Below are 26849 nucleotides of genomic sequence, written 5' to 3'. Positions count from 1 at the left end.
CGTCCCCTCCTTAACTCAATTGTTGTACATGTCTTGTTACTTTAGGCTGATAGCTTCGCAGTTTTTGCATCGCCGAGCCGTGATGTTCAGGGTATACTTCTATCATTTCTTCCGGTTTTTCCTCCGGCTCTTCCGCCTGTTTCATCATGACGAACTGATTCAACGGGCCGCCGAGCAATCGTTCAAGCGCCGCCATTGCTTCCGGCGCTTCAATTGATCCGACTCCCGCCTGTTTCATCCGTTCTTGATAGTCGGCAGATGATACGATTCCGACACTGCCCCAGTAGCTCCAATTCATCACTGCCGCCGAATACGGCCGCGTTTTAGCCAAATGAGCGGCAAAGGCATCTTTGAAACTGCATCCGGCAGCATAATTGCTTTGTCCGGCCGCTCGTGCAAATGATTGAACAGATGAGAAGAACAAAGCAAAGTCCAGCGGCTCATTTTGGAACACGCGGGCCATATTCACGCTGACATTGACTTTCGCAGCGAGCACGCTTTTCAAACGGCTTTCCGGCATATTTGCCAGGCTCTGATCCTCTAAAACAATTGCGGAATGGATGATTCCGTTAATTTGCGGGTGCGTGCGTTTGATCGTTTCATACGCACGTGTGAGCTCATTCGGATTTGCCGCGTCAGCTTCAATATAAATCGGCGCCGGGCCGAATTGGCTGAGTCTGTCGATTTTTTCCTGAATGGCGCTGTTATGTTTTCGTCTGCCGATCCAAACGACTCGCGCCTGATATGTTTTCACGGCATATTCGCTCCATGCCTCGCCGATGCCCCCCGCGCCGCCGATGACGACATAAACGCCGCCTTTTTGGTAGGCGGGCCGGCTTGACACCGGCTGCTGTACAGGAATGAGGCGCTGTTTGTACCAGTGATTGTTCCGGTACGCCCAAGTATTGCCTTGCTCATCAAACGGCGCTGAGAACAGCTCCGCCTTTGAAACATCTTCCGGACAGCCGGCATCAATCAGCCTTGTTTGCCAGTTCGGATACTCTTTTGCGAGCGAGCCGACCAACCCGTGAATGCCTGCATGAGCCGGATCAATAATGTCCGCCGGCTGTACGGACTGTGTTTTTATTGTGACTGCAGTCAAGCTGATTCGCTTGTCTCCATATCCTAAAGCAAGCATGGCCTTAATCACTCTGTACATCTGGATGACGCCCGCATCCTGAGCTTTTACCATGTCATCAGCGCTGTGAAAAGGAGCGATCCATACGATATGCCCGAAAGACCCTGTTGCTTTCAGTTCAGCCGCAACAGCCTCTATTTTATCTTCCGGGTTGATATGAAGCCGTTTCGCAGAAGGATGATGCAATTGAAAAGCCGCGCTTTCCTCATCCCCCGCGATAAAGACAACCTCTTCCGTCTTATATGCCGGGCTTTGATCACGGAATTCCGCGATATCCCACACCGGAGCCAGAAGGTTTGCTCCATTTAATGATGTTTCCGGCGCGGGGCCTTCCATCATTCTGGAAGAAATCCCTTTAATTCTGACACAGACCCGGCCTGTCTCATCGCATAAGTCAATGTCCATACGCTGTATTTTTTCATCCGTTCCCCGGGAGCTGACATACGCCCACATACTTGTCGTGCACGGGCTGAAAATGTCCAGTTCCTCAAGGGCGAACGGCAGTGACAGCTGGTTATCATCTGCGTGCAGCTTCAGACCGATTGTCGCTTGCAAAGCTGAATCAAGCATACACGGGTGAAGAACGTATTGATCTGCCGTTTCTTCGAGGAAGGAAGGCAGCCGGAGCTCAGCTAATGCTTGATTGCTTCCGATATGAATCTGCTGAATTCCTTGTTGTCCTGGACCGTAGTCAATGCCGATTTTGCTGAATAAGCCGTAACACTGTTCAGAAGTCAGTATACTGAGGCCGCATTGAGCTTTCAGTGCGCCTATATCACGGTGCGGAGCCTCCCCGGCGCTGAGAATGCCGGCAGCGCCCTGACAGTGTATCTGCCTGCCGCTTGCTTCTGTTTGTAAATCCGTGTAAATGTCATACACGATTTCACCGTTTTCCCTCGGGTTCAGGCTGATCTGCGCTTCAATCGGGCGGTTTCCCGCTTCGATCGGCCGAACCCAAACGATGTTTTTCAGGCGGGTGACAGACGGACGTTCCTTTTGCCCTTTGACTGCCTGAGCAACCGCCGCCCTAGCCATTTCCAAGTAGGCAACGCCCGGCATAACCGGCTTGCCCTTAATAAGATGATCGGTGAAAATCGTCTCTTGTCCCGTAAATTCGGATCGGTACCGCTGCTCTGTTAAATCTGATACATTTTCGTGAAGCAGCGGGTGCAGTACCCGCGACGTCGGCACAGCTTGCGGTTTCTCTGCTTTCGGCCGGTTGTCCGTGATCCAGTACCGCTCTTTCGCAAACGGGTAAGCAGGAAGACTCATCCGTTGGGGCTTGATATCAGAATATAAGCCGTCCCATTTAATATCCGCGCCCTGCACCCATAATTCCGCAAGCTTGTCATTCTCTCGGCGGCTTATCAGCTCTTCGATATCCGCTTCGCCGTTTGCGCCTGCCAGAATGGATTTCAGGGAGGTTTTACCCGCTTTTCCTTTATAAATGCCCGCTATATCATAACGTCCTTTCGCACAGCTCTTTAGCTTGTCCCGCAGTTCTTCAGCCGAGGAAGCGATAATGGCCGCTCTTTCTTCCATGGCATCACGCCCCTGCTGAAGCGTGTAAGCAACATCGGCAAGATCCGCATCCGTAAAAGAAGCTTGCGCCAGCTGCTGCGCCTGTTCCTGCAGACGCTCTTCTTCTTTGGCCGACAGCACAAAGATTTGAGAGTGTGTGAAAACAGCTGTTTTTCTTTCTACCTTCGGGATATATTCTTCAATGACGACATGGGCGTTTACGCCGCCGATGCCGAAAGAACTGATTCCCGCACGGCGCGGCAGATGATTGCCGTTTTCGTCTTTCAATGCCGTCCATTCTCTTTTTTCCTGTACGATGTAAAACGGACTGTCTTTCAGCTTGATATACGGGTTGATGACCTCGCTGTGGAGGCTTTTTGCAAGTGTTTTATGCTTCATCTGCATCAGCACTTTGATCACACCCGCGACACCGGCTGCCAGTGACAGGTGGCCGATATTGGTTTTGGCCGAACCCAGACCGCAGTGACTCGCATAAACGGCGGAATCGCCTGTTTTTTCGTACAGCTTTTGAAAGGCGGATTTCAGGCCGTTGATTTCGACCGGATCGCCAAGCTCCGTTCCGGTTCCATGCGCTTCTATATAAGTGACGGTTCTCGGATCAATGCCTGCTTTGTCATAAGCCGTTCTGACGACTTCCGCCTGGGCTTTCGGGTTCGGTGTCGTCAAGGAGTTCGCACGTCCGCCGTGATTGACCGCGCTGCCTTTAATGACGCCGTAGATATGATCGCCCGCTTTTTCCGCTTCTGACAGCTTTTTCAAAAACAGAATTCCGGCACCTTCACTGACAGCAAATCCGTCCGCCCTGTCGGAGAATGTTTTACATTTCCCTTCTTTGCTCAGCGCACCCGCTTTGTCATAAGCGATGTGGCCTTGCGGAGTGACGACGGTATTCACGCCGCCGGCGATCGCCATATCGCAGTTCCCGTTTTCAATGGCGCATACGGCGTGATGAATCGCGACCAGCGAGCTGGAACAAGCCGTGTCGATCGGTTCACTCGGCCCGTGCAGATTAAGCATATAGCTGACGCGGTTCGGCCCCGCTGACGGACTCATATTTGCGGCTGACGCACCGCCGATATCCAGGTCGGAAAACAGTGAGCCGTATCCGGTATTCCCCGTGCCGATATACAGGCCTGTTTTCGTGCCGGAAAGGCTTTTAGCGGAATATCCCGCATCTTCTATCGCCTTCCACGCATACATCATTAACAAGCGCTGCTGGGGATCCATCTGTTCGGCTTCCAGCGGTGAAATTCCGAAGAACAGCGGATCAAAATCCGCAACTCCGTCAATAAATCCGCCCCACTTTACATTAGTTTTGTTGGCTTCATTAAGCGGGTCACCGTAATACTCACGCCAGTCCCAGCGATCCGCCGGCACCTCTGTTATACAGTCTTTTCCCTCTTCTAAGTTGCGCCAATACTCATCAATATTTGCGGCCTTAGGAAACACTCCGCTCATGCCGACAATGGCGATCGGTTCCGGTTTATGTTCAGCCGCCGTCTGAACAGGCTGTACGGCAGTTTTTGCAAATCGTTTGTTCCCTGCCAGTCTGATACCGTCATCATCAGTTACGCTGCTTTGTTTTTCTTCTTTCGGCTGTGTACTGCCGGCAAATTGTGTTTGATAGTCTTCTGCTAAATGATGCGCCAAGGCTTGAATCGTCGCATATTCAAAAAATACGGTCGGTGTCAGATCAAGCTGATAAGTGTCATTCAGCTTGTTGGCGAATTCCGTCAGCGTAATGGAATCAAATCCGTATTGATTGAACTCCAATTCGATATCGATTTCTTCAATGTTTATTTTCAGAAGCCCGGAAACCTCTTTTGCCAGCAATTCCTGAAGTTTTGCCGTCAGGTCTTTCGGCGCAGGCGTTTCCTCCGTTTTCTTAACCGGTGCAAAAGCGGCTGCGGGAGTCTTTTGAAGCAGCTTTTCCCGCATTACGGCGCGGTTTCCTTCCATGACGAGCACGCTTGTTTTCCCCGTGCTCCATGCTTTGTAAAGAGCTTCTATTCCGGTCTCAGTGCGCATCGGCGTTACACCGGTTCTTTTTTCGGTGAGCTTCGCCATTTCTTCATTGACTTGCATTCCGCCGTTTTTCCAAAGCGGCCAATTGACCGACAATGTGTGACCGTGGCGGTACATTGCGGTAACCAGTGCGTTGCGGTATGCCGCATAGCTGTCCATAAATGCGTTTGCCGCCGCATAATCCGCCTGTCCCGCATTCCCGGTGACGCCGGAAATGGATGAGAAAACGATGAAAAAGTCCAGCGCTAAATGCTCGGTTGCTTCATCAAGGTTGACAAATCCGTCCGTTTTAGGGGCCAGTACACTGTAAAACTCTTCGGTTGTCTTCTTTGCGATATACTGATCTTTCATCACACCCGCGCTATGAATGATGCCGTGAAGGCCGCCATATTCCGTTTCAATTGTTTTGACCAGGTCTGCCGCAGTTTGAGCGTTTGTTACGTCAGCCTGCTTGTATTCCGCTTTTGCTCCGAGTGATTCAAGCGTTTGCAGCTGCATCCGCTGATTCTCGCTTAAAGCGGAACGGCCTGTCAAAACCAGTGTCGGCTCTTTGACTTTGCGGGCGATTTCTTTCGCGAAAATAAAGCCTAAGCCCCCGGCTCCTCCGGTAATGAGATAAATGCCTCCGTCGTTCCACGGAATGCGTATTTTGCCGCCGGACACGGCCGTTTCTTTGACATCTGCGCTGTATCGGATGCCGTTTTCATATTTGATATGGCTGTCATCAGCCCGTGTTTTATTTTCTCTGATGATGTCTGTGATTCTGCCGTTTTCCGCCGGTTCTATTTCAATCAGCTGGGTTTTCAGTTTTTTATGTTCCAGGCCGGCTGTTTTTAACAGAGCTGAAACGCCTGAGAGCAGCTGATGCTTATCTGTTTTAGAGAGAACCGTCTGGATAAGGACGTCTCCATCCGTCTCTTCCTTCAGCAGTTTTTGCAGCGTCTCCAATATCCGTCCTGTATAATCACGGAAGCGCGCCGCCGCTTTCCCGTGCCGGGAGGTCATTTCAATACATTCAGCTCCCGCGGCTTCAACGGCTTGTTTCAATCCGGCGTCTGTGTCACAAAGCAACACGATATGCCGGGCAAAAACCGGTTCCGTTTGAGTAGCAGTTTCATCGCTTCGGGTCCATACCGGCTCAAGCATGAGCGTTTCCGGAGCTTTTTCTTTTTTCTCAGATTCTTTTTCAGCCGTTCTGAATGACAAACCTTTCAGCCTTACGCAAACCTTGCCGTTTTCATCACAAATATCAAGATCGCGTTTTTCAATCTGGCCGGCTTTGTGGTCTTCAGAAAGTCTGGCGTAAACCCACATCTCGGCAGCGCATGCGCTGAATACTTCAAGCTCCTGAACCGCAAACGGAAGCATCAGTTTTTCATCATTTGTTCCGGTTAATATGCTTGATGCCTGCAATGCAGAGTCCATTAAGCCCGGATGCATGACATACTCCTGTACCGTGTCCGCACAAGCCGCATCAAGTGACAGTCTGCCCAATACGAAATCATCACCTGTATAAATCGCTTTGACACCCCGGAAAGCCGGGCCGTAATCAAAACCGATTTTGCGGTACATATCGTACACTTCATCTGCAGAAAACGGTGTCTCGGCGGATTGTGATCTCAGCTTTTGGAGATCAATGACCGGAGCCTCGGCGTCAGGGCGGACTGATACTGCCCCTTGGCTGTAAACGGACGGCTGATCTGTTTCCCGGCCGCTGTAAATGTCGAATTGAACGTCATTTGCCGTTTCAGGAATGAGACGGATGTTGACATGAACCGGCTCGTCTTCAATGGTGATCGGCCGCACCCAAACCGTATTCTTAAGCTTGACGCTTCCTTGTCCGGCCGGAACTTCAGATGCCTGTTCCATTGCTGCGCGCGCCATTTCAAGATGTGCCACTCCCGGTAAAATCGGTACGCCTTTTACAACATGGTCCGCAAGGTAAAATTCTTTTCCTGTATAGATTGAACTGAACCGCTGTTCTGCAAGATTTGAAGTATTTCTGTGCAGAAGCGGATGAAGCGCGTCTTGTTTTCCGGCAGATACAGTGCTTGTTTTTTCGTGTTTTCCGGTGCTTTTTGCCGCCCAATAGCGGTCTTTTGCAAAAGGATACGACGGCAGGCTCATGCGTTTAGGCGGCCGGTCTCCATACAGCTTCGCCCAATCGACGTTCAGCCCTTTGACCCATAATTCAAGCAGCTTCGCGTATTTGCCGCGTGCCATCCATTTTTCAACGGCTTCTTGAATTTCTTCATCTTCCGTCAGCATTTGCAGCGTGCCTTTGTCTATTCTTCCTCTGTACAAGTCCGCGTGCTTATCTCCAGTGATAAACTGTGACAGTTTTTCCTGCAGTTCTTCTGCAGATCCGGCAATAACCGCCAGGCGTTCTTCCATGGCGTCCCTTCCGATTTGGAGGGTATATGCCATAGAAACGAGGGAGGATTGATTGTACCGTTTTTCAGTAAGCACACGTTTCAGCTGTTTTGCCTGCTCTTTCAGGCGTTTTTCATTTTTGGCGGACAGAACGAAAAGACATGGGTCGATATGAGAATCATCTGCTTCCTCTCTGTCTTCTGGAATGTATTCTTCGATGACGACGTGGGCATTTACGCCTCCGATGCCGAATGAGCTGATGCCCGCGCGGCGAGGCTGTTCGTTTCCGCGTTCGTCCGTCTGCGTCTTCCATTCCATTGTCTCCCGCACCAGATAAAACGGGCTGTCTTCAAGCTGAATGTACGGATTTACCGTCTCACAGTGGAGACTTTTTACTAGTGTCCGATGCTTCATCTGCAGCAAAATTTTAATAATGCCCGCTGCTCCCGCGGCAAGGGATAAATGGCCGATATTCGTTTTGACCGACCCTAAGCCGCAATAGCCGGCCGCTTTCTCTTTTCCGTCTGCAAACGAGCTGAACGCTTGTTTCAGGCCGTTAATTTCAACGGGATCTCCCAGTTCTGTTCCGGTGCCGTGCGCTTCGATATAAGAGACTGTTTTCGGATCAATGCCCGCTTTTTTGTATGCGGCTTTAATGACTTCCGCCTGTTGTTTCGGGTTAGGCGTTGTTAAAGATGCCGCGCGGCCGCCGTGATTCACCGCGCTTCCTTTAATGACGCCGTAAATATGATCCCCATCCGCCTCAGCGGCTTTCAGCTTTTTGAGGAAAAAGAGACCGGCTCCTTCACCATGGGCAAAACCGTCAGCCTGATCAGAGAACGTTTTGCATCTTCCTTCTTTACTCAGCGCGCCCGCTTTGTCAAAACTGATATACACATCCGGAAGAACAATCGTATTGATTCCTCCCGCCAAAGCCATGTCGCACGTTCCTTCTTCAATTGAAGAAACGGCATGGTGTATGGCAACGAGCGAGCTTGAGCAGGCGGTATCAATCGGTTCGCTCGGCCCGTGCAGATTGAGCGTATAGCTGACACGGTTCGGTCCGACAGACGGACTTGTATTCGCCGCGGATGACCCTTCAATCTCCGCATCGGCATTGGCTAAAAGAGAACCGTAGCCGGTATTTCCGGTCCCGATAAACACACCTGTTTTTGTGCCTGAGAGACTCTTTGACGCATATCCGGCATCTTCAATCGCTTTCCACGCGTGCGTCAGCAAGAGTCGCTGCTGAGGGTCCATTTGCTCCGCTTCCCGCGGTGAAATCCCGAAAAACAATGGATCAAATTCAGCAATTCCGTCAATAAACCCGCCTTGGTTGACGTTTGTTTTATTGGCTTCTTTTGCGGGATCCCCGTAATAGTCCCGCCAGTCCCAGCGGTCTTTCGGAATCTCGGTCATGCAGTCTTTGCCTTCTTTCAGGTTCTGCCAGTAAGCTTCAATGTCTTCTGCCATCGGGAAAATCCCGCTGATGCCTACGATTGCGATCGGTTCCGGCCCTTGGTCCCGCTGCACTGTCTGCGGAAGTGTCTCAGGCAGAGTGCGGCGCCGCTTAACGGCCGGGCGCGTGATTTGAGTCTCTTTTACCGGTCTTGCCGATTGAACCGTTTTTGTATTTACCGCAAACCGTCCGGCAAATTCCTCTTCGTATTCACTGATTAAATGAACGGCAAATTCATGGATTGTCGGATGATCAAAGAAAATCGTCGGCGTTAACGTAAGCCGGTACGTTTTGTTTAACTGGTTCGTAAACTCAGTCATCGAGATAGAATCCAGCCCGTATTTTGTCATTTCTTCATGAGGATCAATTTTGTCAATGTTTACTTTTAACAATGAGGCCGTCTGCTGTTTTAACAGATGCTTCACTTTTTCAAGCAGGCTGTCAGCATCAATGTCATGACGTACGCCGGTCTCTGTTTCCGGATGATCATTCTCTTTGCGGAACAGTTTTGCTTTCATGTGTTTCACATCTCCTTCAAGAACCGTCATCCGGGCTGTCCCGCTCATCAAGCCTTGATATAAAGCCTTGATGCCGGCATCTGTGCCGAGCGGTGCGATTCCCGCCTCCTGCATCAGCATATCTTCCGTCTGCTTTCCTGCCTGCATTCCGCCTTCTTTCCATAACGGCCAGCTGACAGAAAGCGTCTTTCCGTATCTTTGTCCCGCGGCTTGTAAAGAACGGCGGTACTCGGCATACATCTCCATAAAGACATTTGCAGACGCATAATCAGCCTGGCCGACGCTTCCAAGCACACCTGATAAGGATGAAAAGACAATAAAGACATCTAATTTCTCATGTTGTGACGCTTCATCAAGATACACAAGGCCCTTCACTTTCGGAGCGAGAACGTGTTGGTATTCCTCTGCCGTCTTCTTCACCATGTAGTTGTCTTTTATAATGCCGGCACTGTGAACAATCCCGTCCAGCTTGCCGTGCCGTTTGCGGATATTGCGGATCAATCGGTATACTTCTGCTTCGTCCGTGACATCAGTCTGCTCGTAGAAAACAGAAGCGCCGGCAGCACGTACTGTTTCCAGCATGTCTTTCTGCTTTTCTCTGAGAGCGGACCGGCCGGTTAGTATTATGACGGCATCTTTTGTACGGTTTGCGATCTCTTTTGCAAAGATCAGACCTAAACCTCCCGCACCTCCTGTAATGAGATAAACGCCTTCGTCTTTCCACGGAATGTCCGGCTCCGCTCGAGGTATATCCATTTCTCCCCAACCAGCGGCAAAGCGCTTGCCGTTTTCATATTTCACATGGACGCTTTCGGCATGCATACGGTTTTCGGACGCTTTTTCCGCTATACCTTCAGCACTTTCTTCCTCCTCGGCTTCGATCATTTGACAGATCAGCTTGGAATGTTCAAGGCATGCGGTTTTGAAGAGGCCGGTAATGCCTGAGAACACCCGCTGTAAGCCTGCTGACCGCGTAACAGCCTGAAAAAGAACGCGGCCCTTCGGCTTGCTTTTCATTATGGTTTTGATATGGTCAAACAGCTGGCCCGCATAAGAATGATACCGCTCTGCAATAGATGCGGGACGCTCGTCCAAGATAATGACGCTTGCATGTTCAAGCTTTGCTTCGACAGCTTGTTTTACGGCTTCATCGTACTCACAAAGAAAAATGATATGCTCTTCATATGAAGGCTCGTGATCGGCCGGTTCCGTCTGCTCTTTCCAGACCGGTTCAGCGAGCAATGTGTCCGTACGGCTGACCGAAACGCCGGCACCCGCGTTTTCTTCCATGATCCGTGTTGAGAAACCTCTCATCCGCACACAAAGCCCGCCGTTATTGTCATATAAATCAATATCGGCTTTTTGGATAGGATCGCCGGCTTTATTGTTCGCACTGAATGTGACGTGCACCCACATATCATCAGCGCACGGATTCAGAACGTCCAGCTCCTCTAAAGCAAACGGCAATGCGGCTTTGAATGGTTCCCCGCTTTCTGCAAGCAGCGCTCTCGTCACGTTTTGCAAATATTCGGCGGCCTGAAGCGCACCGTCCATCATACTCGGATGAAGGATATAATCAGCTTTTGTATGAGAGACGGATTCAGGAAGCTTCAATTTAGTAAGCAACCGGTCTTCGCCTTTGTATACAAGCTGCACCCCTTTGTAACCCGGCCCGTAATCAGCACCGATCATTCCTTTGTAAAACGCTTGAGATTCGATTGTTCCCTGCGTGCACCGGCGCTTCAGCTGCTCAATATCCGCCGCTTCCTCCGGTTCCTTCCGGATGATTTCAGCGATGCCCTGATTATAAAGAGGAGCTTCTTCACCGATAGAATCGTTACCCCCGTACATTCTGTATTGAATCTGTCCGTCCTCTTCTTCATAAAGTCCGATATGGACACGGACAGCCTCCTGATCGGCTATCACCGGGCGGACCCATACAATATTCTTTAAGCGCAGGCCCAGAGATTCCTCTGTTGCCCCGCCGATGCTTTTCTCCACCGCGGCCCGTGCCATCTCAAGGGTAACGGCAGCCGGCACGATCGCCATTCCTTTAATGATATGCTCGGCAATAAAATACTCTTTTCCCGTGAATTCCGAACTGAACCGCTGCTCCTGCAAGACGGATGTATTCTGATGTACCAGCGGATGCAAAAGTTTGGTATCCGTTTGCTTCACCGTTTCTTCCGGCCAGAAGCGCTCTTCTGCGAACGGGTAGGTCGGCGCACTGATTCTTTGCGGCGCGGAATCCGGATACAATAAGCCCCAATCGACACGCGCTCCTTCAACCCAGAGCGCCGCCAGTGCTTTCAGCTTTTCATCCCGTGTCTGACATGCCGCAAGCTCTTCCATCTCCTGAGCTGACACTTCTCTGCTTCTCACTTTTTCGCCCCGTAAGATGTTTTGGTCATTGCCGTTGATGAAATCCTGCAGCTGACGCTTCAAATCGTGATGATCATGACTGATAAAAACGGCCCTCTCTTCCATCGCTTCACGTCCGGTCTGATACGTAAATGCCAGATCATGCAAGGAAACATCGTTTTCGGCTTCATCCAGAAAGCCGGATAAACAAGATGCATAGGCAGTAAGACGCTGCTTATTTCTCGCTGACAGCGGAACGATATAAGGCGGCTGTCCGTCATTTGATCCGCTGATCGTTTTGTTTTCATACTGTTCAAAAATGGCGTGTGCGTTTGTTCCTCCGAGTCCGAATGAGCTTAACGCTGCGCGGTGCGGCGTCTCCCTCTCCGGCAGCGGTTTTCTCTTATCCGCCACATAAAACGGCGAACCGCTGAATTTGATATTCGGATTCGGTGACGTGTAATTAATGGTAGGCACCAGCTCCCGATGATATAAACTCATGGCGACTTTGATGCACCCGGCCAGACCTGCTGCTGTATCCAAATGTCCGATATTCGTTTTTACGGAGCCGATCCCGCAATACTGCTCCCGGTCCGTGTAACGTTTATACACTTGCTGCAGCGCGGACATTTCAATCGGATCACCCAATGTCGTTCCTGTGCCGTGCGCTTCGATATAGGAAATCGTCTCCGGGTGAATATTCGTGCTGTCTAAAACATGCTGGATGACGTCAGTCTGACCTTTTACACTCGGTGCGTAAAAACCGACTTTATCCGCTCCGTCATTGTTCAGACCGATGCCTCTGAGCATGGCGTATATGTGATCTCCGTCCTGAACGGCTTGTGACGCCTTTTTCAGCAGAATGACGGCCGCTCCTTCTCCGCCCGCCATACCGTCGGCTGAAGCGTCAAATGCTTTGACATGCCCGTCGCTTGAAAAATTCAATCCGTTTTGGTGCACATAGCCGATGCTGGTCGCTGCATGCAGAGTTGCTCCGCCGACGAGCGCGTATTCCGATTCTCCGCTCGTTATGCTTTTGTAGGCTGAATAAAGACCGACTAATGATGATGAGCAATTGGAATGAACGAAATAGCTTGGCCCTTTTAATCCGAGCTTATGGGAAACCATCGTCGGAATTGTACCGCTCTGCGCTAACACCCATGACACATAGCCGTCGGGAGATTCATGGCCTTCTGTCGTTTTTTCCGGCAAAAGCGACCGATACGAATTATTGCTTGCCGACATATATACGCTTGTCTTCGGAATCTCTTTCGATACATATCCCGCGTCCTCGACGGCTTTCCAAGAATGAAGCAGCAGAAGCCGAAGCTGAGGATCCATAAATTCTGCGTCTTTCGGAGAAATGTGAAAGAACTCAGGGTCAAAGAGATCTTTTCCTTCTATCGTCGATAATGCCGGCACATAGTCGGGATTTTCGATCAAATCTTCAGGCACGCCGGCTTCCCGAAGTTCTTCTTCCGAGTAGAACCGGACGCTTTCCTTTCCTTCTCTTAACTGCTTCCAAAACTCATGATGATTTTTCGCGCCGGGGAACTGGCAGGAAATCCCCACTATTGCCACACTGTCATCAAAGTAAGACGGCACCCCGTTTTGCGGTGTTTGTTCTCTTTCTCTCTCATCTTGGCAGGACGCCTCTGATTCAGCCGCCTGTTTTGTTTCAACAATAAATCGGCTGATCGCCTGAATGGTAGAGTGTTCGAATAAATCCGTGACGGTAAAATCGCATTCCAGCTCCTGTTTAATGCGTTCTGCCGCCGCAACAGCCAGAAGCGAGTCGCCTCCCACATCGAAAAAGCCGTCTTCGATTTTGATGCCCGCCGTATTCAGCAGGTCTTCCCATATTGCGGTCACTTTCGCTTCCGCTTCTGATAACGGCAGTCTGCCCGTCTTTTCAGACCGGTGAACGATTACCTTGCGCTGTTTTAAGTCTTTGCGGTTCACTTTTCCGCTCGGTGTTAACGGCAGTGCATCCAGGCGGATAAAATGGGCAGGCGCCATATAATCCGGCAGGCTTGATAAAAGATGGTTGCGGAGCGCTTTTTCGTCTGCCGTATGACCGGAGCGGGCCGTATAATAAGCAATCAGCTTTTTATGTCCGTTCTTTTCCTGAACCACAACCGCCTGGTCAAGGATATCCGGATGTTCGCTCAATTTCGTTTCAATCGCTCCCAATTCGATGCGGAAGCCGCGAATTTTCACCTGACTGTCAATCCGGCCGGCATATTCTATATTTCCGTCAGGCAGCCATCTGGCCAAATCACCTGTCTTGTAAAGTTTTTCTCCTTCACTAAACGGATTATCAATAAATGATGCCGCCGTCAGCTCAGGCTGATTGTAATAGCCTCTGGCCAGACCGGCGCCGGCCACGCAAAGCTCCCCGGCCACACCGTCAGGGACGGGGCTGAGCTTTTCATCGACGATATAAAGCCGCGTATTGTGAATCGGTTTCCCGATCGGCGTATTCCTGCTTGTGATTTCCTTTTGGCCGCAGCTGTAGTAAGCGGCATAAATGGATGTTTCCGTCGGGCCATATATATTTTCAATTCTGGCATGTTTGAAGATGGAAACTGACTTTTTAACTAAATCTTTCGGAAACGCCTCTCCGGCCACCATCACATATTTCACAGGGCCGTCTTCTGTAAATGCCGTATGCCGCTTTACCGTTTCCAGAAATACATTAAACACGGCGGGCGCAAAATTCAGATGCGTGACCTGGTGGGTTTGGATATATTCCATGCAAAGCTGCGGATTTTTTTCTGCACCAGGCGGCAAAATGACAAGCCGTCCGTTTCCGATAAACCAGCCGAATAATTCAGAAATCGAAACGTCAAATACGTAATTCGTTTTTAACAGATAGGCATCCTCTTGTGCGACCGGATACTCAGCTTCCAAAAACTGCAGCGTATTCATGATGGCTCTGTGCTCAACCATGACGCCTTTCGGTTTTCCCGTGCTTCCGGACGTATATAGAATATAAGCGAGATGATGCGGTTTTGAACGCGGCGTCAGTTTTGCCCCGCTGACAGAACGTCCGCTGTTTTCAATTTCCACCGTGCTTACACCGCCGATGGCCAACTGTTCAATCATGCCGCGCGTCTTTTCCTGCGTTAATACGATTGACACGCCGCTGTCAGTCAACACGTGCGCCATCCGTTCGTTTGGAAAAGCCGGGTCCAGCGGTACATACGCGCCTCCCGCTTTTAAAATGGCGAGGATGCCGATGACCATCTCAAAAGAACGCTCCGTACAAATGCCGACCGGGCATTCCGGTGTGACGCCCTTTTCTTGCAGGTACACAGCGAGCGCCGTGCTTCGTTCATCTAATTCGCGATTTGTAAGACTGTTTTCACCGAATGTGACGGCTTCTCTGTCAGGGTGGCGTCCGGCTTTTTCCGCAAACACTTCATGAATGCAGCGCTCATTCGGCTGATGGGATGAACGGCTTTCATCCCGTTTTTGATTGAGCAGACCGGAACAGGCTTCAAAAGCGATCTCCGGATCAGAAAGCACCTTTTCTGCCAGTTTCATATAATGCTCCGCCATTCGTTCGATGAAAGAAGGGCTGTAGACATCCGGGTTGTACAGAAATTGCAGGACGGTTCCCGTTTCTTTTTTATAGACTTCAAGCGCAAGCTCAAATTCGCCTTCCTGATGAATGTCTTCTATCATTTCAATGCCGAGTGATTGATATAGTTCCGCCAGCTTTTCCGCTCCTTCTGTCCGGAAGAAGTTTTGATAGAAAAACGCGGTTTGAAAAACAGGCGACACCGCAGGCGAGCGTTCCGTCTTCAATTCTTTGACAAGCGCGGGAAACGGATACGCGGCATGGTCCAGCCCTTCTGCCAGTGTCAGCTGCAGCTCCTTCAAAAATGCCGTAAAAGATTTGGCGCCCGTCTCCCTGCTTCTGACCGCGATCATATTAATAAAGTATCCGATGACAGACTCAAATTGAGCCTCAGAGCGCCCCATCGTCGGCATGCCGACGATGACATCTTCCTGATTCGTATATTGATAGAGCAGTCCTTTGAAAATAGCGAGATACACAACGGATTCATTGACATTATGTTTTTGGGCGCACACTTTAATCTGCCGATTCAGTTCATCAGGAAGCAAGCGCTGATACGCCTGCCCTCTGCAAGTTTGAACCGATGATCTCGGATAATCCGACGGAAACTCAAGCACCGGCAGCGGTCCTTCCAGCTGCTTTTTCCAATAAGAGAGATGCGTTTTTCCCGCTTCGCTTTCCAGCAGCTCTTTTTCCCATTTCACAAAATCATGATAATCTGCGGCCTGCTGAACCATGACAGGTTCTTTGCCTTCACTTGCTTTCACATAAGCGTCCAGCAGCGCCGACATAAACGTCATAAGAGAGACGCCGTCAAAAATGGTATGGTGAATGGTGATTAACACAATCGGCTCCCGCTTCGCCCGCCGGAATACATGAACGCGAAGGAGCGGCCCGGTTTCAAGCGCGAACGGTTCTTTTGCTTTTTCTTTAATAAACGAAAGAACGTCACGCCCGCTTAATTCAGAAAGATCCATTTCTTCAATCGGAAAATGCCGATCCGTATCTTCTATCTGATACGGAAGGCCGTTTTCCTCTTTTATCACACTGGTCAAAATAGGGTGCTGGCGCTGCACGGACAAAAGGGCGTTTTTGAATGTCTCGATATCCAGCTTTTGAAAACGAAAGCATAACGGAATGTTATATGCGCTCATCTCCGGAAACATTTTCTGAAGCATCCACAAACCTTTCTGGCCTTCAGAAAGCGGACGTTTTGCAGTTGTCCGCTTGAAAGCCTGAAGCTTTTGTTCTACTTCAGCGATGGTGAGCGTTCCTGATCTGTAGGCATCGAGAAGTTCTTTATGATTCATAGGTCTTACTCCCTTCTATGATGTCTTGCACTCTTTTAAAATCTAATGTCCCCTCAGAGACCTGTTTCATCATGGCGATGATCTCCTGATCCGTATACTCCTTGTTATCCGGAGCGGCGGCTTCTGTTTCGGTTTCTTCCGTTCGGTAAAACGTTTCGAGCGTTTCTTTGTGTTCTGTCAGGTAATAGCTGATGACGTCTCCGAGCGTGGCATAGCTGTAAAATAACGCCGGAGTGACTTCAATGCCGTAATGACTCGACAAAAGAGCGGCAAATTTGGCTAAATAGATGGAATCAAATCCGAATTCCGCCCAGTTTTTATGCAGGACGAGTTTATTTTTAGATATTTTCAGCAGACTGTGTATCAGCTCTTTCAAATCCGCTTCGAGCCGTTTTTCCGTGCTTTCTTCCGGGATGCGGCGGCTCACGGTTTCCAAAAGCGCATCCGGTTTTGATGAATCGTCCCGCCGTATGCCTAAAAATCGTTCGGCACGGCTTCTTTTGCCGGCAATGACAAGGCACTGGGTGTTGTCTTGAGAAATGATGCGCTCAAACAGCTCAATGCCTTCATCTGTTTCCAACAGGCGCTGGCCGCTTGATTTCAGGTACATGCCCGTCGTCTCTTCACCGCCGACGGCCATTCCGCCGTTTTTCCAGACCGGCCAGTTTATGACAAAAGCGTTTCCGCTTTCAGATTGTTCGTTTTTATAGCGGGCATACGCCATTTGGAACCTGTTCGCGACCGCGTAATCACAGCAGCCGAAATCTCCTAAAACAGCCGATGTGGATGAAAAGTAGCAGATGAAATCAGGCGTTTCGTTTTTCAGCCACTCGTCAAGAAGCAGGCTTCCGTTTATTTTCGGTTCAAGCGTACTGCGGAAATTCCCGATTTCATTTTCAAAGACGGATGTTCTGCTTTCGATGCCCGCCGCATGAATGACGCCGTGAATGGCTCCGAATCGTTCTTTCGCGCGCTTGATGCAGTCGCCCATTCCGATCGGATCACAAACATCGGCTTCAGCGTAAAGAACACCCGCGCCGAGATTTTCCAGGCCTTTCATTTTTTCTTTCTTTTCTTCATTGATCGGCGACCGCCCCGTGAGAATGACATTTGCCTGGTAGTTCCGGGCGAGATGGCGGGCAAATAAGCAGCCGAGCCCTCCTAATCCGCCTGTAATGAGATATGTTCCGCCGGTTCTGATCCTGCCGTTTTCTTTCGTTAGTCCGGTTGGTTCGGTGTGATAGACATATCGTTTTCCCTCTTCCAAGAAAACGGTATGGTCTGTTTCAGCTTTCAGCTCATCCCAAATGGTTCTCATCCAGTCCGTTATGGCCGCACCGGCTTTTCTGAAGTGGCCGGTAACACTTGTTTTCGGAAGAACAATGCCGAGCGAACGCTCAAAGCCGATCCATGATTCCAAGTAGCACCTTTCCAGACCGGATGCATATTCCCCCGCCAATAACAGCCTTTCCGGCTGAAGACCGGTCTCAGCCATTGCTTTGAGAATATGGACAATACATGAATAATCTTCGATGCAGCTTTTATCTTCAAGCGCCCATAAATACAAAATGGCAGAAGCTTCACCGTACTCTTTTTGAATATCCGCAAAAGCGTTCACATATGATTGCGGATCTTCCCGCACCACTTGGCAGCGGCCGGCGGACAAGGCCTCATACCGGTCTCCCTGAGCGATAAAAATAACGTCAATGTCACTGTCATACGATTTGATCACAGAGACGGCTTCCTGCTGCTTCTTCTGATCAGATAAGAAAGAAATCACCGTTTTGATTCTCTTTTCTCCGGCAGCCGGCAGAGCCTGTTCTTTAAGAACTTCTCTAAAAGCCATTACTTCAAATTGTTCCGCCGGATCATTTTCATCAGCCGGCGCCTTAACGGACGCGGCCTTGCTTTGTACAGGCTGCTGATGCCAGAAGCGTTCTTTCGCAAACGGATAAGCAGGCAGGCTGATGCGGGCCGGAGGACGGTCTCCGTATAATTTCGCCCAATCGATGTCCAATCCTTTTACCCAAAGCTCAAGCAGCTTAGAATATTTCCGTTTGCTGATCCAAGCGTCTATGATTGTTTCCATATCATCATCCGCCGAAAATACGGCAAGCATCCGTTTGTTTTCTTCCGTGCCGTCACGGTGCAGTCCGGCGCTGTTTTGTCCGGCGATAAATCCATTCAGTTTTTCCTCAAGTTCATGAAGTGAATGGACGATAAAACCGAGACGCTCTTCCATCGGCACCCGGCCAGTCTGAAGAGTAAAGGCTATGCTCATAAGGTCGCGGCCGCTGTATCTTTTTTCACGGATGGCGTCTCTGAGCTGTTTTGCTTTTTCAGTGAGCCGTTCGCTGTTTTTCGCGGACAGGACGATGATGGCGGGCTGATCTGCCGGCATCTCATCAGGCTCTTTGTCTGCCGTATATTCTTCTATGACGAGGTGGGCGTTTGCTCCTCCCGCGCCGAAGCTGCTTAACCCCGCCCTTCTCGGAAGCTCTTTGCCGCCGATGACGGGACGTTTCCACTCACCGAGCTCCTGCTGAACGGCAAACGGCGTATACGCGAAATCAATATTCGGATTCAGCTGTTCCGCGTGCAGGGACGGCGCAATTTGGCGGTCTTTGAGCTGGAATAGTATTTTTGTCAGACCCGCAATGCCCGCGGCGCTTTCACAATGACCGATATTTGATTTTGCGGAGCCGATGGCGCAAAACTGTTTATCTGTTGTATCCTCTTCAAATGCTTTCGTTAATCCGGCGATTTCAATCGGATCTCCTAATGCGGTCCCCGTACCGTGGGCTTCAATATAACTGACGGTGCGCGCCGGGACGTTTGCCCTTTCGAAAGCTTCTTTTATTAAGGCGGCCTGCGCATTCGGATTCGGAACGGTGTATCCGTTCGTTTTGCCTCCGCTGTTAATGGTGCTTCCTTTAATTACACCGTAAATGTGATCGTTATCGGCAATCGCCCGGTCCAACGGCTTTAATACGACCGCTCCTACCCCTTCTCCGTCGACAAAACCATCCGCGCGGTCTCCGAACGATTTGCACGTATCGCCTGCGGAAAGCATGTTCATGACTGACAGATTCATATAATGGATCGGGTCGGTCACTATGTTTACGCCCCCGGCAATCGCACATTCGCTTGAACCGCTGTATATGCTCTCAAGCGCCAGATGAATGGCCGTCAAAGAAGAAGAGCAGGCTGTATCAACGGCAATGCTCGGCCCTTGGAAATCAAAAAGGTAAGATACCCTGTTGGCAATGGACCAATAGCCGTAGCCTGTCGGGTAGTTTTTGTTCATCGCGCCGGCAAAAACACCGATTTTTCTGCTTTGGCACAGGTTGTCAGGCGTATAGCCGGCATCCTCGATACTCGCATACGCCGTTTCTAAAAATAATCGCTCCTGCGGATCCATTCGCTCCGCTTCCAAAGGAGAAATCTGAAAGAACAGCGGATCAAACTTGTCCATATCCTCAATGAAGCCGCCCCATTTCGTATAAATAGAGCCTTCTTTACCTTTCTCTTCATCGTAGTAATCCTGCCAGTTCCAGCGTTCCCGCGGGATTTCTTCTATGCAGTTTTTTCCTTTTTTAATATTAGCCCAAAGCTCAGCCGCTGTTTTTGCCTGCGGGTAGCGTCCTGAAACACCAATGATGGCCACGTCGCGAACCGAACTTTGCCGGACGGTCTCTTTGGCTGCCCGTTTTTCCCTCCGCCGGAAGTCAGTGCGAAGCGGCTTAGCAGGCTGTACAGCCTGCGGTTCTGGTGATGCCTTCCGTTCTTCCTGAACAGGCGTTTGTCCCGTCAGTTTGATCATCGCGTCTTTTTTCGTTTTGATTAAGTGAGCGACGAGCGCCTCAATCGTCTGATATTCAAAAAATAAAGTGCTGCTGACTTGGTCCAATACATTTCGTAACGCGTTTGTCAGCTGTACGACGACGATAGAATCAATTCCGTATTTTTCAAGCGGCGCTTTCGGATCAATTTGAGCCGGCGGAATTTTTAATGTTTCTCCGATTAACGTTTTCAAGTACTCGGTGCTTTTTTCTGTTAAAGACGTGTCGCCTTTTTGCACCGTTGTTTGCGCCTGAAGTTCCGGCGCATGTGCTGCTTTTGGCGGAGAGGTCCGTTTTCCGGCCCCTGCTTTAAACGTTTTTTGGCGAACAATGCCGTTGCTTTTTGCCGCTATAATCTGATGGCTTAATTCATGTGCCGCTTCTGCCGGGAAGAAGACAGAATGCCAGCCTTCACTTTCTAACACGCGCTTCCAGCTTTCCGGATACAAGCCCGGGCACCCCGGAATACGAAGGGCAGAATCTTCATGCAGCCACCAGCCTTCAAGCAGTCCGAAAGTAATATGCGGGAACAGGCTGTTTCCCGCCATTTCATTTAAGAGCAGCAAACCATTGTCTTTTAAAACGGCTTTGGCATTTCTCAGCGTCTGGCGGATATCTTTCGTCGCGTGGAGCACATTGGCCGCAACGACGATGTCGTATGCGCCCGGCTCTATGTCCTGGCCGGCAAGCGGCGCTTCTGCGTTAAAAAGCTTATACGTCAGATAAGGATTCCGTTTGCCGTATTCCGTCTCCGCATGCACGAGAAAAGCTTTCGATACATCGGTGTAACAGTATTCTTTTATATGGTTTTGATACGGCCTAAGCTTTTCAAATATGCCTGCGCTTGTGCCGCCTGTGCCCGCTCCGATTTCCAGTATGCGGATCTCGGCTTTTGAATGTTTGCTGATGTTTTCTTTCACATAAGCCGTTAATGTATCTGACAGGGCGCTGTTAAAGTAATCCGCGACTTGATTGTGCTTATAAATTCCTTCAACAAGTTCCATTGAAGAGTGCGGGAACATGATATCTGTCGCCGGCACGTCTTCGCGCAGAATGTCCGGCAGTGCTTTAAGCATCGTCTCGGCTAAAACAGTCATCGCTTTTGTATCGGCGTTATTGAGCCATTCCTCTTTTTCCCGCTCCCATTTTTGCCATAGCGCGGCGGTTGTGTTTTCGGCTCGCGCCGACAGTTTATATGAATCCGCATTCCCTTCCAGATAGCCATGTTCCAGAAGGAAAGCGATCGTTTGATTGAGCCATTTTTTAAAGTATTCATGTTCGGGCTCATACGCTTTAAGGCTTTGCGGCGTCAGCAAGTCTGCTTCTTTAAGCTGGGCGATCAACAGCTGATACAGAAAATCATCAAGCTCCTGATGTTCAGCCTCTCTAACAAGACGTGCGCCGGGCGGAGCGACCTTCGGCTGTTGTGAAAAGACAAGCGGCTGAGGCGGATAAACGGAAATCTTTTCTCTTTCATTCATCCCTTCGACTGCGACCGGTTTTGTCGTATGAATGAAAGCCGCCTGATCAACCGGCAGCGTCATAAGGGTTTCAAGCGCCTCCATTGCAGCGTCCGGTTCGATTAATCCCAATCCGATCTGATCCATCAGCTGAATAAAATCCCCGTCTTCAGCCGCTTCGCTATTGCCCCAATAGCCCCAATTCATCACTTTGACCGGACAATTCCATGTCTGATCAAGTTCTTTCGCAAATGCGTCACTGAAAGCGCATCCCGCGGCATAATGGCTTTGTTTCACGTTATGAATAAATGCCACAAGCGAGGAGAAGAAGAGCGCAAAGTCAAGCGGCTCCCGTCCAAATACCTCCGCCATGGACACACTTACATCGGCTTTTGCCCGCAGCACCGATTTGAACTCTTCTGTCTTCATATTATTTAAGCTTTGCTCAGACAGATCCATTGCCGAGTGGATGATTCCGTTTATTTTTGTGTGGCGCTCTTTTATGAACTGATAAGCCCTCTCTAAGGAAGCACTGTCGGCGGCATCGGCGGAAACATATTCAGGCGCCGGGCCGAATGCGCTGAGCCGGTCGAGTTTCGCCTGTATGGAATCATTCAGTGTGCTTCTTCCGATCCAAATGATGCGTGCTTTGTAGCGGCGGATCATGTATTCACTCCATGCCTCGCCAAGATACCCCGCGCCTCCGATCACGGCATAAACCCCGCCTGTTTGGTACAGCGTGCCGTTTTTCGGCATATTGTCAAGCGGTATCAGTTGCCGCTCAAACAGTTGCTGATTGCGGTACGCCCAAATTTGACCGTTTTTCCCGGCAGAAAGACTGAGCGCCTCTTCGATCGGCCAGCTGCCGTCCGTTTCTGTGTCAATCATGCGGATATGCCAATGCGGATATTCTTTCGCCATTGTTCCGGCAAGTCCGCTGACTGCGGCTTGTGACGGGTCGGCGCTGTCTTGATCCGAAAACGGCTGGGCATTTGCTGTGACGATGCACCAGTCCAAACGTTTTTCTCCGTACCCTAAGGCAAGTAATGCTTTCATCAGCTTGAACACATGAAGAACGTTTCTTTCCTGTTCTTTGAGGCTGTCCGCACTCTCAGCCTGCGGAGCAAGCCAAATGATTTGCTCCAGTTCTTTTTGTCCTTCAAGCATGTGCGTAAGAGATGTGATATCATCCGTACCTCTGATCGGATAATAGGAAGCGTTCGGCAGGTGTTCTTTTATGCGCGTATGTCTCGAATCCGTTCCGCCGAATACTGCCGTCTGCTTATCCGCCGCTGCTTCCCCGGCTTTTTCAAGCGCAACAGGCTCCCAAGCCGGAATCAGCATCGTATGGCCGACAGGCGCCTCCGAGGTTTCTCCGCCCGCTGTTTGGCTTGTGTCAAGCGCCCGGACGGACGCGCCTTTCATCCGGACATAAACCGTACCGGCATCATCGCACATATCAATGTCAAATTTTCTTACGTTGTCATCTGCTTTGCTGCCTTCTGTATACCGGATATATGACCAGATATGTTCAGGGCACGGTCCGAACACTTCCACTTCCTGCATCGCAAACGGCAAAGAAAGCTCGTGGCTGTCTGCATCGTCATGTATCGATCGGACAAGCAGACCGACGGATGCGTGAAAAGCGGCGTCCATCATACTCGGGTGAAGCGTATACTGTTCTTTTTTGTCATGTACGGCTGCTGGGAGTGAAATACGGGCCAATAATCGGTCTTCTCCGATCAGCAATTGCTGTACGCCCCTGTATGCCTCTCCGTAATCCAGACCGATCTTCTCAAAAGCACCGTAACATTCTTCCGCAGTCACAATTCCTAAATTGCAGGAAGTTTTGACAGACTCGATATCAATCTGGGCGCTTCCCGGTTCGGTAATGACCGCTTCACCCTGGCTGTGAATAACCGGATCTTCGCCGTTTTCTGCCTCACTGTATATTTCATAGGTAATCTCACCATTATCTTCTGGGTAAAGGGCAATATGTATTTCTTTCGGTTTGTCTTCAATCATGACCGGCCGGACCCAAACAACCTGTCTGAGTGTGACGCTATGGCCTTTTTCCGTCACGACAGCGGCCTTTTTGACCGCCTCTGCGGCCATTTCCAAATAGGCGACGCCCGGCAGTATTTTTTGTCCGTTGACGACATGGTCAGATAGGAAAAATTCATCTCCCGTAAAAAGAGACGTGAAGCGCTGCTGCGAAAAATCTGACGTATTTTCTTGTAAAAGCGGATGCAGCACTGTGCCTGACGGGCTTTTCTCCTGTTTTTTCTGCTGCGGAATCCAATAGCGTTCTTTTGCAAACGGATAAGTCGGAACGCTTGTTTTACGCGGTTTACCCGAAGCGTACAGCTTATTCCAATCTATTATTTTCCCTTCTGCCCATAACGCGGCAAGCCGTTTCGGATCGTCCGTCTCGGGAGCGGCTTCGCTCATCTCCGGCAGCTCAGCTTGTCCGCGCCATAAACCGGGGATGTTTTCGTTTCCTTTTACGAAATCATTCAGCTTTTGCTTCAAGTCGCGGATGTCATTTACAAGGAAGACAGCTCTCTCCTCCATTGCTTGACGTCCTGTCTGAAGAGTATAAGCCAGTTCAGACAGCACCGTCTTTTCTGAAAGCGATCGGGCTAGTTTTTCCGCATAGGCCAGAAGCCTGTCTTTATTTCTTGCTGACAGCGGGATGAGTTTTGCTGCATCGTTCTCAGGTGCAGGCGCTTTTTGTTCAGGCTGAATGTATTCTTCTAAAATGATATGGGCATTCGAACCTGATGCACCGAAGGAACTGAGCCCGGCCCTGCGCGGATAATGTGTGACTTTACCGTTTTCTTCAGCTGACGGCTGTTTCCACGGAGCAGTCTGCTGCTGTACGTAAAAAGGAGATTCCTCAAATTTCAGGTAAGGATTTAATTCCGCAGAATGCAGTGATTTGACAAGCGTTTTGTGATGAAGCTGCAGCGCCGCTTTTGTTAACCCGCTGATCCCCGCCGCTGATTCTGCGTGACCGATATTTGATTTGACCGAACCGATGGAACAAAATTGCTGATCCTGCGTCCCTTGGCTGAACGCTTTTGACAGACCTTCAATTTCAATCGGGTCTCCTAACGAAGTACCTGTGCCATGGGCTTCCACATAACTGACGGTCCGCGGGCTGATACCTGCTTTTTTCAGACAGGCCTTAATGACTTCTGCCTGTGCAGCAGGATTCGGGACGGTAATTCCGCTTACTTTCCCGACGTGGTTAACGGCGCTTCCTTTAATGACCGCGTAAATGCGGTCGCCGTCTTGTTCGGCTTTTTCCAGCGGCTTCAGCAATACCGCACCGACTCCTTCTCCGGAAACGTAGCCGTCCCCGCCCTCGCCGAATGTACGGCAGCGGCCGTCACTTGAGTGCATGCCCACGCTTCCGTAGCTGAGATATTTCGCCGGGTGCAGCGACAAGTTCACCCCTCCCGCAAGCGCGGCCTCACATTCGCCGCGGCGGATGCTTTCAATGGCCAGATGGACGGCGGTCAATGATGAGGAACAAACGGTATCCACCGCGATGCTCGGCCCGTGGAAGTCACAATAATAGGACACTCTGTTGGCGATCTGCGCATAATTCAGTGAAACCGGAAAAGGATCAGTTTCAGATAATTGTTCTGCGCCGATTAAGGAATAATCTTTATGCATCACCCCTGCAAATACGCCGATCGGATGCTGTTTTTCCCCTTTATTTCCCAGCGTTTCAGGCGTATACCCCGCATCTTCAATCGTTTCCCAGCATGTTTCTAAAAACAGGCGCTCCTGCGGGTCCATCGTTTCCGCCTCACGCGGTGAGATTCTGAAAAACTGCGGATCGAAGCAGTCGGCATCGTCAATGAAACCGCCCCATTTTGATACTGTTTTTCCTGACGGGGACGTTACGTTTTTATATGTTTTCCAATCCCAGCGGGACTTCGGAACTTCAGTGATGCAATCCGTGCCTGCCTTCAGGTTTTCCCAAAACTCCGCCACACTTTTCGCTTTCGGATAGCGGCCGGCCATTCCGATAATCGCGATGTCTCCGGTGTTTTTATGATGTTCTGGCGCGTCCGGTGCTTCAGCTTCAGACCGTTGTGGTTCGGCTGCACGTTCCGCACATTCAAATGAAACGGTCTTTTTCAGATAGGCTGCGAGTTCTTTTATATTTGTATATTCAAAGAGAAGAGTGGGCGCGAGGTCCGCACCCGTCTTTTTATTGATATCCTGTACAATCTCAAGCAAAGAAGATGAATCCAGCCCAAGCTCATAGTAGCCTGCAAGAACGTCCAGCGTCTCCCAAGGCTGCCCAAGCTTATCAGCCAAAAGCTTCTTTAAAAACAGAATGATGTCTTTTTCATCTGCGCTTTCCGGCTCAGTTGCAGCCTGTTGATTCTGTTCGGCTGTATTCTCGTCTTCTTCGAACCGAACCGCTTTTCCCGTAATGTTTTTAAGCTCCGCCACCTTTTGTCCGGATCGGCTGAAGTACTCGATCGTCATCGTTGTGAGTTCTTTTTCCTGACGGACGCCGGAAGCGGCGATACGCGCCGTGCACTCAGATTGCAGCCTGTCGGCGGCCGTGAACGATTCATAATATAAAGGCAGATGAAGCCGGTTTGTTTCAGAAAGCAAACCGCTCGCCCCGATTCCGCTCGCATCCAAAAGTGCCGGATGGAATAAAAAGAAATCTTTTCCTTCTTCGCAAGAAAGCTCAGCCAGCATTCCGCCTTCTGTTTCGTACAATCGTCCGTTCGATTTCATCATGCCGGAATGAACCAAGTCATGATCCAGGCATCGGTTATACATGTCATCAAGATTCAGAGATCTGCCTGACTGCTTCACATCGCCGAAATCAATGGTTTCGTCAAATGTCACAGCGTCTCTTTTCACCATTTCAGCCGTCGCATATTGTATATTGTCTGACAGCTCGTCACCTTGCTGTTTCTGCCCTGAAAGGGAGATGAGCCACTTTCCATCTCCGCTATCAGAACATTGAATGGTCAGAATGATTGCAGCCGTTTCACTGACGGTTAAAGGCTGATAAATCGTAACGTGCTTCAATTCGAGCTCATTGTATACATAACCGTGTTCCTGAAAAACCTGATAAATCAAATCGATATAAGCAAGACCGGGCAATACCGCTTCGCCAAAGACCATATGGCCCTTCATGATGGGATGATCCAGTGAGATATTGATTTTTTCCGATATCATTCCTTCCCACTC

Annotated in this window: 2 protein-coding genes; both read right to left on the bottom strand. The window is 50.1% G+C overall.

Annotated features, from left to right (window positions below; genetic code table 11):
- Window positions 1-10 precede the first annotated feature (10 nt).
- Window positions 11-16312 carry a non-ribosomal peptide synthetase gene (locus tag NYE68_RS09425; protein WP_324635838.1) on the bottom strand — a complete coding sequence of 5434 codons (16302 nt, stop codon included), beginning with the start codon at window positions 16310-16312 and terminating at the stop codon, window positions 11-13.
- Window positions 16302-26837, bottom strand: coding sequence for an SDR family NAD(P)-dependent oxidoreductase (locus NYE68_RS09420; protein ID WP_324635839.1), 10536 nt, complete (start codon window positions 26835-26837; stop codon window positions 16302-16304). The genes NYE68_RS09425 and NYE68_RS09420 overlap by 11 nt, the downstream gene beginning before the upstream one ends.
- Window positions 26838-26849: the final 12 nt, after the last annotated feature.

Source organism: Bacillus sp. FSL R5-0447, assembly GCF_038606125.1.
GTDB lineage: Bacteria > Bacillota > Bacilli > Bacillales > Bacillaceae > Bacillus > Bacillus velezensis.
This window is presented reverse-complemented; position numbering and strand designations above follow the sequence as displayed.